The sequence below is a fragment of the Kribbella antibiotica genome (genome assembly GCF_004349055.1).
GTDB lineage: Bacteria > Actinomycetota > Actinomycetes > Propionibacteriales > Kribbellaceae > Kribbella > Kribbella antibiotica.
In genome coordinates this window covers 1-14,475 of the sequence record NZ_SMKX01000028.1, presented here as the reverse complement: position 1 = coordinate 14,475, position 14,475 = coordinate 1, and the positions used below count along the sequence as shown (strand labels likewise).

The window sequence follows — 14,475 nt, the reverse complement described above, 5'->3', positions numbered from 1 at the left end:
AGCACACAAAACAGCGTTGACGCGGGTTGCGGTTACACTGGTCAGTGATTCGCCGGTGACGCGCCCACATGGGCACGCTGGTGCGTGGTGCTTGCACAGTGTCCCCGCGCCTCTTCTGACGAGGCTTTATTCGCCTCTGGCGCCCGGCCACTGTCCGTTCAAGCATGTGAGAGGCGATCAGCCTGACCACCTTCCGAGAGCTCGGCGTGCTGCCCGAGATCTGCGACGCGCTCGACCGCGTCAACATCGTGGAGCCCTTCCCGATCCAGGAAATGACGCTCCCCGTAGCCCTGCTGGGCACCGACCTGATCGGCCAGGCCCGGACCGGGACCGGCAAGACGCTCGGCTTCGGTATTCCGTTGCTGCAGCGGACGATCTCCCCCGGTGAAGCCGACTACAACCAGCTCGCTGCCCCTGGTAAGCCCCAGGCCCTGGTCGTCACCCCCACCCGTGAGCTGACCATTCAGGTCGCCAAGGACCTGGTGACGGCTTCCACTGTCCGCTCCGTGCGGATCCTGACCATCTACGGCGGCGTGGCCTACGAGCCCCAGCTGGACGCCCTGAAGACCGGCGTCGACGTCGTCGTCGGGACCCCGGGACGCCTGCTGGACCTGGCCAACCGCGGTGTGCTGGACCTCAGCCACGTCAAGGTTCTGGTCCTCGACGAGGCCGACGAGATGCTCGACCTGGGCTTCCTGCCCGACGTCGAACGCATTCTGCGCAAGACGCCTGAGTTCCGGCAGACAATGTTGTTCTCGGCAACGATGCCGTCGGCCGTCATCACGTTGGCGCGCACGCACATGCGGCACCCGCTGAACATCCGCGCCGAGTCCGGTGACGACTCGCAGATGGTTCCGGCCACCGCACAGTTCGTCTACCGCGCCCACGACCTCGACAAGCCCGAGGTCGTGTCCCGGATCCTGCAGGCCGACGACCGCGGCCGGGTGATGATCTTCTGCCGGACCAAGCGCGAGGCAGGCCGGCTCACCGATGACCTGGTCGAGCGCGGCTTCAAGGCCGCCGCGATCCACGGTGACCTGAACCAGGTCGCCCGCGAGCGGGCGCTGACCCGGTTCCGGGGCGACAAGGTCGACGTACTGGTGTGCACCGACGTCGCGGCCCGCGGGATCGATGTCGAGGGCGTCACGCACGTCATCAACAACACCTGCCCCGAGGACGAGAAGGCCTACGTGCACCGGATCGGCCGCACCGGCCGCGCCGGGGCGAGCGGGATCGCGGTCACCTTCGTCGACTGGGCGGACATCGTTCGCTGGAAGACGATCAACAAGGCCCTCGACCTTCCGTACGAGGACCCGCAGGAGATCTACTCCACGTCGCCCGAGCTCTACCACGACATGGGAATCCCGAGCGAGGCCAAGGGCCGGATCAAGCCGGCCGAGCCCCGCGAGGAGCGCCCGGCGCGGCACCGTGCCGAGGGTCGTCCGGAGGGTCGCCGCGACAGTCGTCCCGAGGGCCGTCCCGAGGGCCGCCGCGACGAGAGCGGCGAGTCGGCCGGTCGCAAGAAGAACCGGAACCGGACGCGCAAGCGCACCCGTTCGGGTCAGCCGCTCGAGGAAGGCGCGGACGTCACCACACTGACTCAGCCGCAGCTGGCCGAGTCGGCTCCCGCTGCTGTCACTGCCGCTAGCAATGGCGTCGTTGGTGATGGTGCCGAGGCGCCGCGTGAGCGCAAACCCCGCAAGCGCAATCGCAAGCGCAACCGTCGTTCGGACGCTCCGGTCGAGACAAACGCACAGACCGGTACGCCGATCTTCGCGGCTGCTGCGGGCGATTCGTCTGAGCCGGCTGCCGTGGTTGAGACCGCGGCTGCTGTTGCGGCGGCTCCGGTTCAGGCTGCGCCGGTCGAGGCTGCTCCGGCTGCTGAGCACGATGCCGGCGACCGTCCGTCGCGTCGTAGCCGCAACCGCAACCGCCGCTCGTCCAACGAGAACGCGGTTGCTCCGGTGAACGAGGCTGCAGCTCCGGCCCCGGTCGTCGAGGCTCCCGCGAAGCAGGCACCGGTTGTCGAGGCACCCGCCAAGAAGGCGGCCGTTGCCGAGGCACCGGCCAAGCAGGCTCCGGCTAAGCAGGCTGCAGCCAAGCAGGCGCCCGTCAAGAAGGCTCCGGCCAAGAAGACGGCTGCTGTCGAGGCTCCGGTGCAGAAGGCTCCCGCCAAGAAGACGGCGGTTGCTCAGGCTCCGGCGAAGAAGACTGCACCGGCCAAGAAGGTTGCGGTCGCGGCGGCTCCGGCCAAAAAGGCTGCGCCGGTCAAGAAGACCGCTGCCAAGAAGGTCGCCGCGGCACCGGCTCCGGTGAAGCAGGCTCCGGCCAAGAAGACCGCTGCGAAGAAGGTTGCGGTCAGCGCGGCTCCGGCCAAGAAGGCAGCACCCGCCAAGAAGGTCGCTGCCAAGAAGGTTGCGGCCGCACCGGCACCGGCCAAGAAGGCAGCACCGGTCAAGAAGACCGCAGCCAAGAAGGTCACGGCGGCGCCGACCAAGAAGGCTCCGGCCAAGAAGGTCGCGGCCAGCTCGGCACCCGCCAAGAAGGCAGCACCCGCCAAGAAGGTTGCGGCCGCACCGGCACCGGCCAAAAAGGCAGCACCGGTCAAGAAGACCGCAGCCAAGAAGGTCACCGCCGTACCGGCCAAGAAGACCACCGCGAAGAAGGTTGCGGCGGCTCCGGCCAAGAAGGCTCCCGCGAAGAAGGTTGCGCCCGCCAAGAAGGCGACCGCAGTCAAGAGCGCGGCGCCGGCCAAGAAGGCTGCACCGGTGAAGGCCGCTGCCAAGAAGGTCGCTCCGGCCAAGAAGGCGGCGCCCGTGAAGGCCGCTGCCAAGAAGGCTGCGGTCGTCAAGAAGGCGGCTCCGGCCAAGAAGGCACCTGCGAAACCCGTTGCGACCAAGAAGGCTGCACCCGTCAAGGCGGTCGCGACCAAGAAGGCGCCGGCCAAGAAGACTGCTGTGAAGGCCACCGCACCCGCGAAGAAGACGGTTGCGGTGAAGAGCACGGCGAAGAAGGCACCGGCCAAGAAGGCGGTGACCACCAAGAGCGTGGCAAAGAAGTCGGTGGCCAAGAAGGCACCGGCGAAGAAGACCGCTCGGAAGTGACCAAGCTGTAATTTCGCGCTGCAACACCCAGCCCCTCGTGGAGCGTCCTTGCGACGTAACCACAAGAGAGGGGCTGGGTGATGGGGCGCAAGGGTGGGATGGCGGTGCTCGCCGCCGTAGGACTGGTGCTGCTGGCCGGTTGCGGGGCGAGCAACCCCGAAAGTAGCTCCGCGCGGGACGCTTCGAGCGTCGGCGCGGCGGCGAAGCCGGAAGGCGTCGCCAGCGACAGCGGGGGCAAGGCGGCCAGCGGCCAGCCGAAGGCTCCGGTCGCAGATCAACCGACGGTGACGCGCGCGATCATCAGGACCGGATCGCTCACCGTCGAAGCCGACGACGTCAACGCGAAGCGGCAAGAGGCCATCACGGCGATCATCGGCCTCAAGGGCCAGGTCGCCTCGGAGAACACCGGCGACGACGCCCACGGCAACATCAGTTCGGCGAATCTCGTGCTGAAGGTGCCCAGTACGTCGTACGACGCAGCTATCGACGTCTTGTCGAAGCTCGGGAAGCGGCTGCAGATTCACCAGGAGTCGACCGACGTCACCGAGCAGGTCGTCGATGTGGACAGCAGGATCCGCACGCAGCGGGCGAGTCTCGACCGCATGCGCGCACTCCTCGCCAAAGCGAACACGATCGGTGAGATCGTCTCGGTCGAGTCGGAGCTGACCCGTCGCGAGGCGGATCTCGAGTCGCTGCTCGCCAAGCAGAAGAACCTCGCTCTCCAGACCGAGCTGGCGACCCTGAACCTGACGCTGACCAGCAAAGACACCCCGCCGGTCGTCACCGCCCCGGACCGCGGCTTCGTCGGCGGCCTCAAGGGTGGCTGGCATGCCTTCACCGCCACGTTCTCCGCGCTCGCGACCGCGCTCGGCGCAGTTCTCCCGTTCGCGGTCCTGATCGCACTGATCGCCGTACCGGTCTGGCGGTACCGTCGCCGCCTGCGTCGGACGGCAACTCCGGCAGCGCCGGCCGAAAGCGGTCCCGCCTAGAGCAAGGCGGCCGCGAGCGCGCGGTAGGCCTTGGCACCGGCTGAGGTTGGCGAGGTGGTGAGGATCGTCTCGCCGACCGCGGGCGCCTCGGCGAACCGGATCGACTTCGGGATCGCCGGGGCGAGCACGGTCAGCGAATACGTCTCGGCGATCGTCTCGAGGACAGCGCGAGCATGCGTCGTCCGGCCGTCGTACAGCGTCGGCAGCACGCCCAGTACCTGCAGGCCCGGGTTCGTCAGCTGCTGCACGTCGTGCACGGTGTCAAGTAGTTGCCCAACGCCACGATGTGCCAATGTCTCGCACTGCAAGGGAATCAGTACCTCGGATGCCGCCGACAACCCGTTCACCGTCAGCAACCCGAGCGTCGGTGGGCAGTCGACGATGATCCAGTCGTACGACGAACGAACGGATCGCAAGGCGGTGCGCAGCACCTGCTCCGGGCCGCTCTCGCGCGCCAACTGCACCTCGGCGGTGGCGAGCTCGATCGTCGCGGGCAGCAGATCCGGCCCCTCCTCGAACTCGATCAGCACATCGCGCGCCTGCACTCCGCCGAGCAGGACGTGGTGGATCGATTTGTCCAGGTCCTCGGGGTCGACACCGACCGAGAAGGTCAGGCACGCCTGCGGATCGATGTCGACGAGCAACACTCGCTGGCCGAGCTCGGCGAGGGCAGCACCGAGTGTGGCGACAGTGGTCGTTTTGGCCACGCCGCCTTTCTGGTTCGCAACCGCGAGAGTGCGAGGAGGCACCCGGCCATTGTGCCGCACTGCGGAACGTCGGGTCGCATCTGTCCGTGTCCCCCTCGTCACACCATGGTGTGTGAGCCAGGCCGGCCCGCACGGACAGAGCGGCTACCCTCTTGACTTGTGAGTACGCCACGAACGATGACGCTGCCGGGCGGGGTTCACCCAGCCACGCTGGAGACCGACCGCGGCTCTTTCGCGACGCTGCGGGCGGTGCCAGAGATCGGTACGCCGCTGGGGACCGTGCTGCTCGTCCCGGGATGGACGGGGAGCAAGGAGGACTTCACGCCGCTGCTCCATCACCTGGCTCGGTATGGGTGGATCGCGGTGGCTGTGGACCAGCGGGGGCAGTTCGAGACCCCAGGTCCGGCCGACGCGTCGGCGTACACGTTGGAGGAGTTCGGCGCTGACGTGGTGGCGATGAGTGTGGCGCTCGGCGGCTACAGCCAACTCGTGGGGCACTCGTTCGGCGGGCTGGTTGCGCGGGAGGCCGTACTGATCGATCCGTCAGTGTTCTCGACGCTCACACTGCTCTGCACCGGGCCGGCTGGGTTCACTGATGAGCAGACCGTGCAGGGGCTGCAGACGCTCGCCTCTGGGCTCGACAACCTGCCGATCGAGCAGGTCTATGACCTGAAGCTGGAGCACGACGCCAAGCACCCCGGGTACGTCGAGCCGCCGGAGGAGATCGCGGCGTTCGTACGGAAACGGTTCGTCAGCAACGCTCCGGCGAGTCTGGCGGCGATCACGCGGCACCTGACTGATGCGGTGGACAAGACGGATCGGCTGGCGAAGGCCGGCGTCCGCACCCAACTCGTGTACGGCGAGACGGACGACGGCTGGCCGTTGCCGGTTCAGAACGACGTGGCCGAGCGGCTCGGGATCACGCCGGAGATGGTTCCGGATGCCGGCCACTCCCCCGCCATCGAGCAGCCGGCCGCAACGGCCCGGCTGCTCGTGGACTTCTTCCACGACCGTGACGGTTTTACGGACGCAACGTAGAGGGAGCCGGCCACTCGCCGTTCGGGGCGAAGAAGTCGTGCCACAGCTCGGCGACCGGGTCTGGCACGAAGTCCTGGCCGTTGGACCGGGGCGACGTAAACCTTGCCTGCCGTCCCGCGGGTGAACGTGACGATGTCGGACAAGCCGTCGCCGTCGAAGTCACCTGAGCCGGGGATCTCGGCGTTCGGCGCGAAGTAGTTGTGCCATACGTCGCTGTCGCCGATGAACCCGGTGCCGGTCGACGTCGAGACGTACACGTCCCCCAACGTCCCGCGGTTGAACGTCGCGATGTCGTCGCGGCCGTCACCGTTGTAGTCGCCGACATCGGGGATCTCGGAGCCAACGGCGAAGTGCCCGTGCCACTTCCACGTCGTACCGAGGAACGACTTCCCGTCGGACAGAGCGACGAACACGCTGGCCGTCGTACCGCGGGTGAAGGTGACGATGTCGTCGCGGCCGTCACCGTCGAAGTCGCCGATGTCGAGGAGCTCGCCGGGCCAGCCGAAGTCGCCGTGCCACATCCAGGCGTTCTGCACGAACTTGGTGCCGTCGGACAGCGACACGTACACGTCGTGGGCCGAGCCGAGCGTGAAGGTGACGATGTCGTCCTTGCCGTCGCCGTTGAAGTCGCCGACCATCGGCGTCTCGCCGTTGAGCGCGAAGCTGTCGTGCCACTTCGTGGCGGGGAGGTAGCCGTCCACGCCGTTCGACAGCGCCACGTAGACATCCGCGGCCGAGCCTCGGGTGAAGGTGATGATGTCGTCGCGGCCGTCGCCGTTGAAGTCACCCGTCGCAGGAATCTCGCTGCCGGGCGCGAAGAACGGCTGCCACAATGTGCCGGCGCCGAACTTGGTCCCGGTGGACTTCGCGACGTACACGTCGGCCGCGTCACCCCGGGTGAACGTCACGATGTCGTCCTTGCCATCGGCATCGACATCGGAGACCGTCGCGACCTTTGGCGCTGCATTCACTGCTGTGCTTGCGGATCCAGCGTTGCCTGCGGCATCGATCGCGACGACCTTGTAGAACCGTTGCTGACCGCCCTTGAGCGCCTTGTGCAGGAAGCCCGTGACCGGCGAGGTCCCAACCAGATTGGCCTGCGTCACCGGTACGTCGGTTGTCGTCGCCGAGTAGACCCGGTACGACGTTGCCCCGAGCACCGGACTCCAGTTGAGCAGCGCCGAGTGCTTCCGCGGTGTCGCGGTGAGCCCGGTCGGTGCGACCGGCGCTCCGGTGACGGCGTACGGGTCGACGATGCTCGCGGCGAGGTAGCTGGCCGCAGTCCAAGCCGTGACCGGGGTCAGCGTCACCTTGATGCTCGTCTTGCCCGCCGTTGCTGAAGCAGGCAAGGGGAACTGGTCCGACAGCCAACGCATTCCACTGTTGCCGAGCGGCTGCCGCCAGGTGCCGACGGCAACATCATCGACGCTGACCGTGGCCTCCTGGTACTTCTGCGCTTGGTCCGAAATCCGGCGCAGCAGCACGCCACGGTTCGCCGAGTCCACGGCCAGCCGGAAGCTGATCGGCGCTGTCCCGGAACGGACCTGATCGGTGAGCGGAAGATAGTCGCGATCCCCCTCGGCCACACTGGTCAGACTCGACGAGGTGCCGCTATCGGCGTACTGGTGTGCGGTCTGCGACGCCGAATCACCGAGATCGACGGCGTCGGTCTCGCGGGTGCTGACCGTGGGCTGCGTGTAGAGGAACGCGGTCGACCCGTAGCCGCCGAGATAGTCGTTCTGGAAGCCGTGCTCGATACCGAAGCGGAGCTGGGAGTCGTAGGAGATCGCCTCGGTCAGCATCAGGCGGTAGACCGCGTCGCACTCCTGCGCGCACCCGGCGCCGTTGACCTCATGCGCGGTGTTGCCGGTGAAGGCCGCACTGTAGGTGCCGCCATAGAAGTACCACCCGGCTTCGTAGAAGTCCTCAGTGCCGGTGCCGTGCTGCTGCGGGGACAGCGAGCCGTCAATGTGAACGCGCTCGTCACCTTCGAGGTAGCCGCGGTTGACGCCCGACGCAGTCTGCGCAACCCCGACCAGCTTGCCGCGACCGGTCTGGTCAGCGACCATCCAGTCGTCGCCGAAGGTCGTCTTATCTCGGTGTGAATCGGTCGTGAAGTACGCCGCGGGGCCGCCCGGAAGGAGATCAGTGCTCCACTTTGTGTCCGGCGCACTCGTCAACTGAAGCTCGACATTTCCCACGGTCGCGCCGGTCGAGTTCACCAACGAGACGGCAGCAGATTCGCGGTACGGCATCGGCCACCAGGTGGTGAACCAGCCCCCGGCCGCCGGATCGGCGGCGAACATCAGCGACTTCACGGAGTACGCGCCGAGGCCCGTTCCGAAGAACTCACCGACCGGCGAGTCGACCGTCCGGCGACCGTCGAAGGTCAGCCGCAACCGCAATCCTGCCAGTACGGCGTCCGACGGTGTCGCGCCGACGAACCGCATCCGCAGTGCACTGATTGCCCCCGGCCCCTGCACAGTGCCGAAGGCAACCTCCTGCCCGGCGGGGACCGGATGCGTCTGCCCGGTGGTCGTCGCGCCGACCGCGGCCGGCTTCGGGTCCGCCGTACCGGCTGCGCGGAGTTTGGCCAGTACGTCGTTCGCCTGGTCCGCCGGATCGAATCTCGTGACGCCGTCCGCGTCCGTGAAGTGCCGGTAGTTCACGTGGTAGAAGAGCGGGTTGTGCTGCATGACGATCTGCATCGACTGCCGGTACGGCATCGGCACCTTGATCTGGAAGCCGCCGGCGGACTGCGTCGAGTTGGCGACCAACGGGTGCACGAAAGGCGCGCCGGCCTTGCCGTCGGTGACGTCCTTCAGCGACCGGTTCAGCACGGTCGTCCCGTCCAGCGTGATCGCGATCGTGCCCGTGTCGGTGACATCGGGCCGGTCGTCCCGCAGCCGGGTGAACCAGATCGAGTCGACCTGACCGGGCCCGGTGTCCTCGGCGATCACGCACCCGGCCGCGACCTGCCGCAGGCAAGAGTCGGCGCCGTTGAAGCCGTCCTGGTTACTGCCGTCCCGCGCAAAGCCGGAGAACTGGCGGGTGCTCGTGCCGGAGGCGAGATACGGCAGCCGGTCCAGCTGCCGCAGCGCCTCCCACCCGACCGCTCCCTTCCCGACCGCGACCGTTGACGCTGTGGCGTCGGCCAGGGCGGGGGCCGGCGCGACGAGCGGTAGCGCCAGAGCCAACCCGGTCAGTACGGCGATGGGCAGGCGGAAACGTCCGGACATCAACTGTCTCCTCGAGGGGCGGTGGTGATGAGACTCCGTCAGGACAGTCTCATCACCACCCGAGAAATCGATATCTTTACGATCTCCGTCGAAATGGCCGGGCCCAGAATGGACGCTCAACCGGCGGTCAGGACCTGGGCCTTCATCCCCGGATGCGGGCTGACGATGGTCCAGCCGGTGCTGCCCTGCTCGAAGTCACCGTTCGTGACCGTCAGCCCGACCGCCTGGATCTCGTCGTACCCGACATCGACCAGGAAGTCGCCGACGCCTTGCTGCTCGCACAGCGCGAACTGCAGCAGGACGGACGATTCACCCCGGGCGAACTCGGTGACATCGATCGCGCCCCACAGCCCCTGGCCGTTCATCCAGACCTTCGGCGCCTCGGCGGCGTCCACGTTGCTGAGCAGTTTCTTCCCCTTCGACGTCACGATCGTCACCTGCTTCATGTGATAGCCCATCAGGTCGGCGGCATACGCGTCGTAGTCCCACCACGAGATCTCGTAGCGTGGTGCGTTCGGGTCGACGGCCATCCGCTGCTCGGCCCAGACGCAGGTCCCCGCCGCGGTCGACGCCCGCTCCGGAACGGACAGACTGAGCCGGCCCTTCCCGTACATCGCGCTGTTCTGGATCGTCCCCGGTCCGCCCGGCTGGTACGCCGTACCGGTCCGGGGAAGGTTGCCCGGAATCGGGGCCGAAGGCGTCGTCGGCACGGCGGGGTACGCGCGACCGCCGAAGGCCGCGGCAATCACGTCGTACACGTCCTTGGCTTGGCGCGGGGTGATCTTGTCGAACGTGGCGTGGATGATGTCGCTCTGCTGCTTGAACTGCCAGGCGCGGGTGGCCGGGTTGACGTCTTCGAAGCCGAAGTTCGCGACCATGAATCCGGTCGGGACCAGGCTGTCGAAACCAACGTCGATCGAGAAGTTGGCCGGCGACTGGGTGTAGAGCCGCAAGCTCAGCTTCGCGCTCGTCTTGCCGCGGAGTGCGGTGGTGAGGTCGACCGAGGCGGGGGCCCAGGTGAAGCCGAACTCGTCCGCGACGTCCGACTGCCAGACGACCTGGTCGTTGATCAGGACCTGTTTGATCAGCTTGCCGGACTTGGACGGGGTTCGGCTGACCTGATCGTAGGTGGCAAAGCGGAGGTTATAGCTGGTGGCGGATGGATCGACTGCGACTTGTTGATAGGCCTCGGCGAATCCGCCGGCAGGCGCGGTCGTATAGATGCCCTGGGCAAAGCTCAAGCGGCCTTCACCGGTCTGGGCCAGGTTGTTCGAGGCAACGGTCGGACGGCGGTCGTAGTTGGTCGGGGCGCCATAGGCAACGATCCCGCCGATCCGGCCATCGGCGGCGTACGGCATCGCCTGCTTGAGCGACTCAGCGACGTACTCCGGCGTTGGGGAGAGCGAGGCATCGAGGAACCGATCGGTGTACACCAGCAGGATCAGGTCGAGATGCCGCGGCGTCAGCTTGGCGAGCAACTCGTCCATCTGGGTGGCGACGTACCGGGGATCCGTCGTGCTCTGAGCCCCACCGAGATACGGGAACAAGACACCATCGATGTACGGCGCGAGTTTGTCGAGGTGCTCGTCGGTGTAGTCCCAGCGGTACATCGTGGTCAGGAAGCCGAGGTTCGGGTTGATGGCGTCCTGGGTCTGCTTGATCTGGGCGAGGTACTGGCTGGTGAAGAGCTGGCTGTTCTGCGCGACCAGGAAGTCGTCGATCTGCCAGGCCTTGATGTTCGGGTACTGCAGCGAGAGCGTCGCGATATTGCGCGCCCAGGCAACGAAGTCGAGTTTGAACGGGCGTGAGCAGTAGCCCTCCAGGTACGGGCCTTCCGGGCGGTCGGCCTGACACTCCGACGGCGGGACGAGGTCGAGCCAGATGTCGATCCCGGCCGCGCGGGCGAGCGGCGCGAACTCGCTGCGTAGGTCGTTCCAGTCGGTCGGCGACTCCCAGACCCCGAACAGGTAGGTATTCACGTTCATCGCCTGCAACCGCTGGATCAGCTTGGGCGAGTCGTAGTGATAACGGCCGTCGGCCCGCGGTGTCGCCTCACGCGTCTCGCCGTCGACGGTGTTCCCACCGGTCTTGGAGGACAGGACGCCGCCGGGCGGGATGATGCCCTTCGTTCGCGTCTTCACATCGGGGAACTGCTGCTGGGGCTTGGGTTCTGAGGCCATTGCCTGCTGACCGGCCAGGACCATTCCGGCGGCAGCGATCAGTGCGATCCAGCGCTTCATGCGACCTTCTCCAGCTTCCATTGCTGGCAGGCGCCCTGCCAGTAAGGCCAGACCCGGACATCGGCGCCGGGCGTGGTTGAGCAGGCGTCGACGTCCAGCGACTTGCCGCCGACCTTCGAGGTCACCTTGTAGTACCCGTTGCCGAGGGCATCGAGATACCACTCCTGGCAGTCACCACCCCAGTACGGCCACTGGATCACGTCGGCGTGGTTGGCGGGTGAGCAGCTCGCCACATCGAGCGCCTTCCCGCTATGGGCCGCGAGCAACTTGTACGAACCGTCACCGTTGTAGGTGAGCTTCCACTGCTGACAGGTCCCGCCGTTCGCGGTCCAGACCTGCACGTTCGCGGCATCGGCGGTCGAGCAGCTGGCGACTTCGAGCAGGTTGTCCGGGTTGTTCTTCGGTGACAACTTATAGGTGCCAGCAGCCACGATTTCGGCTCCAGGATCACCACCTGGCAAGGTGACCGACTCCCACGAAGCCTTCGGTACGCCGAGTTGCGGCTTGCCGGCGGCGTCGTACGAGACCTTGCCGATGCGGACGGAGCGACCCGCGCTGCAACTGCCGGCCGGCGTCCCGTTCGTGCTGGTGACGCCGTGGTAGACGATCCAGGTCTCCTTGCCGTCGGGCGAGGTGAAGAAGCCGTGATGGCCGGTGCCGAAGGCCCAGGCCGCGTCGTTGCGCTTGAAGACCGGACCACTGGACTTGGTCCACGAGGACTGGTTGAGGACGTCGGTGCCGGTGAGTTCCAGCGCGCCGAGCGAGTAGTCGGGCGACTCACACGCACTGGCGGAGTAGTAGATGTAGACCTTGCCGTTGTGGATCAGCGAGACCGGGCCTTCGGTGACCTTGCGGCCGTTCTGCTCCCAGGGCTGGTCCGGCGTGGCGAGCAGGGCCGGTGGGCCGCTGATCGTCCACGGGTTGCTCATCGGGGCGACGTACAGATTCTGGCCGTTGGCGCGACCGCTCGACCAGAGATGGAACAGGCGGCCGTCGGGGAGCTTCATGACGCTGCCGTCGATGGAGTGGAAGTTGCCGGTGTCGAGTTTGGCCTTGAAGGTGTACGGGCCCATCGGATGGTCGGCCTCGAGGACGAACATCCGGTGCTGGGAGTCGGTGCCGTTGTCGGCGGTGTAGTAGAGGTACCACTTGCCGTCGAACTGGTGGATCTCCGGCGCCCAGAGGTTGCAGCACGCCTCGCCGGCCGGCGGTCGCCAGAGCGTCTGCTGGGGCGCGGCCGCGAGACCGGCGACCGAGGGTGCCGAGACGCCGACGAGGATGTCGCCGTGCGTGTAGAGCAGGTGGTAGTTGCCTTCGGCAAACACTATCCAGGGGTCAGCGGCATTCTCGCGGATCGGGTTGCGGACAGTGTTCGGGCGGGCCGGGAGGACCTCGGCTTGTTGTTTGGCTGCTTGTTGTTCCCTAGGAACAGGGGCCGCATCGCTGGTGATCGGCAGGAATGCCGAGAGCACCAGCGACGCGCCTACTACAAGTCCGGACAGCACTCTGGCCATACGTCACCCACCTCGCCCGTCGTGTCGATGCGGACACGATGGCACGGCAACGACAGGTCCGTCCGGTGTTTCGATCCAGCTCGAAGAGCACTTGCCTTAGTTGACAGGCACGACCGCAGGCTCGATGCGCAGCTTGTCGAGACCGATCGGGGTCAGCGCGTCCTTGACCGACTCCGTGTAGACCAGCAGCCGGACGTTCTCGCTCGCGCCGTCCATCTGCGTGTACGACGTGGTGATGCCGAGGTCGTTGCGGTTCATCAGACCGGCCACCTTGGTCGACAGCTGGTCGGCATCCTGCCGGCTCAACCGGACCGGGGCGACACACAGGTTCCCCGAGTAGACCTCTTCGAACGACTTGCGGAACGCCGCGCGATCACCGCGTGCCACGCCTACGAAGACCACGACGGGCTTGGTGCGGCCCTCGCCGTACGGGTGGTAGATCGTGGGGCCGAACGCCTGGTCGCGGTGCTGATCGAGGAACTGCGCGACCTTCGGATCCTCCACGTTGCTCGGCTTCGCCAGCCAACCGCCTGTGGGCGGCGGGCACGAAAGCGGCGGGGTCGCGATGTCGCGATCCGGCGTCGGCGCGGTCTGCTCCTGTACGGCGATGGTGCGCGCGGTCCAGATCCCGGTGAGCGTGGCCCGGCCGGTCTGGACGCCCTGCACGGTTTCGAGGTCGGTCAAAAGGCTGACGTTGACGCCTTTGAGCGTGACCTTCAGTCCTTCGGGGCAGGAGGGAGCCGGCGCTTTGCCCGGGAGGTAGCCGATCGTCGGAACCGGGCGCGACGGGCAGAAGACCGGAGCGGTGTTCGGTGCTGCGATGACCTGGCCGCTCACGCGCACCTTGGCGCCATCGCGGACCAGCAGTGCATCGCTCGAGCCGGCCTGCTCGTTGCCGACAGCAACCGACTCGACGATCTGCGGGCCTGCTGCGGGAAGCGTGACCGGGGCCGCCGGAGGCGTCGCCGCGGGTGCGCCGCCGGTGTCGGGCAGCACAGTGAGCGTCACCGCTGCCACCGCGACCACGCTCGCCGCCGCCAGCGCCGGCACCCAGCGCTTGGGCCGGCGCTCCTGTCGAGTGATCCGCTCCAGGTCCGGCTCAGGTGCCGACGGCTGCTCGGCACGCCACTGCGCACCGGTCTGCATCAACAGTTCGTCGACCTCGTCGATCGGATTCATTCCTTGACCTCCAACAACGTGCGCAAGCGAGCCCGCGCATCGGACAACGTGGACTTCACGGTGCCCTCGGAACACCCCATGACCGCGGCCGTGTCGGCAACCGACAGATCCGCGAAGTAAAAACAGTCGACCGCCAGCCGCTGCCGCGCCGGCAACTCCACCAGCGCCTGCCCGACATCGATCCGCCCCTCGACATCCGGCCGCACCCCCGGCCCGTCATACTCCTCAAGCACCTCGGCCGACCGGAACCGCTTGGCCGCCTTCCGCGCCTGGTCCGCCGTAATCGCCAGCAACCACGCCGAAGCAGTCCCCCGCTCCCCGTCGTACTGGCTCCGCTTGGCCCAAGCCCGAGCCAACGTCTCCTGCACAATGTCGTCCCGGTCGGCCCCCAAGCCCAACCGCCCCGCCAACCGAGCCATCGCCGGAACATGCGGCCGAACCCACTCGACAAACGCCGCCCCATCC

At 67.1% G+C, this 14,475-nt stretch carries 8 protein-coding genes and 1 pseudogene; 3 read left to right on the top strand and 6 right to left on the bottom strand.

Annotation, left to right across the window (positions count from 1 at the left end):
* Nucleotides 1–206: 206 nt before the first annotated feature.
* The gene (locus E1263_RS12380; protein ID WP_202868847.1) at nucleotides 207–3,104 is read left to right on the top strand and encodes a DEAD/DEAH box helicase; all 2,898 of its coding nucleotides are present in this window, start codon (nucleotides 207–209) and stop codon (nucleotides 3,102–3,104) included.
* A gap of 80 nt (nucleotides 3,105–3,184) precedes the next feature.
* Nucleotides 3,185–4,093 (top strand): DUF4349 domain-containing protein, encoded by a 909-nt coding sequence (locus E1263_RS12375; RefSeq protein WP_132167396.1) that lies wholly within the window; start codon nucleotides 3,185–3,187, stop codon nucleotides 4,091–4,093.
* On the opposite strand, the gene E1263_RS12370 is transcribed toward E1263_RS12375, so the two are convergent.
* The gene (locus E1263_RS12370; RefSeq protein ID WP_202868846.1) at nucleotides 4,090–4,842 is read right to left on the bottom strand and encodes a ParA family protein; all 753 of its coding nucleotides are present in this window, start codon (nucleotides 4,840–4,842) and stop codon (nucleotides 4,090–4,092) included. The genes E1263_RS12375 and E1263_RS12370 overlap by 4 nt on opposite strands.
* Before the next feature lie 117 nt (nucleotides 4,843–4,959).
* Here E1263_RS12370 and E1263_RS43615 point away from each other — a divergent pair, with 117 nt between their 5' ends.
* Nucleotides 4,960–5,838 carry an alpha/beta fold hydrolase gene (locus E1263_RS43615; protein WP_132167394.1) on the top strand — a complete coding sequence of 293 codons (879 nt, stop codon included), beginning with the start codon at nucleotides 4,960–4,962 and terminating at the stop codon, nucleotides 5,836–5,838.
* A gap of 296 nt (nucleotides 5,839–6,134) precedes the next feature.
* Here the strand turns inward: E1263_RS43615 and E1263_RS43610 are convergent.
* The 5 genes and pseudogenes from E1263_RS43610 to E1263_RS12340 form a co-directional block, all read right to left on the bottom strand.
* Nucleotides 6,135–8,288 (bottom strand): annotated as a pseudogene (locus tag E1263_RS43610) (DUF2961 domain-containing protein); the annotation flags it as partial.
* 905 nt (nucleotides 8,289–9,193) lie between these two features.
* The gene (locus tag E1263_RS12355; protein WP_132167392.1) at nucleotides 9,194–11,317 is read right to left on the bottom strand and encodes a hypothetical protein; all 2,124 of its coding nucleotides are present in this window, start codon (nucleotides 11,315–11,317) and stop codon (nucleotides 9,194–9,196) included.
* Nucleotides 11,314–12,831 (bottom strand): family 43 glycosylhydrolase, encoded by a 1,518-nt coding sequence (locus tag E1263_RS12350; RefSeq protein WP_132167391.1) that lies wholly within the window; start codon nucleotides 12,829–12,831, stop codon nucleotides 11,314–11,316. The genes E1263_RS12355 and E1263_RS12350 overlap by 4 nt, the downstream gene beginning before the upstream one ends.
* Nucleotides 12,832–12,927: 96 nt before the next feature.
* Nucleotides 12,928–14,010 (bottom strand): hypothetical protein, encoded by a 1,083-nt coding sequence (locus tag E1263_RS12345; RefSeq protein WP_132167390.1) that lies wholly within the window; start codon nucleotides 14,008–14,010, stop codon nucleotides 12,928–12,930.
* A partial coding sequence (locus tag E1263_RS12340; RefSeq protein ID WP_132167389.1) for an RNA polymerase sigma factor occupies nucleotides 14,007–14,475 on the bottom strand: 469 nt, incomplete at its 5' end. The genes E1263_RS12340 and E1263_RS12345, both read right to left, overlap by 4 nt.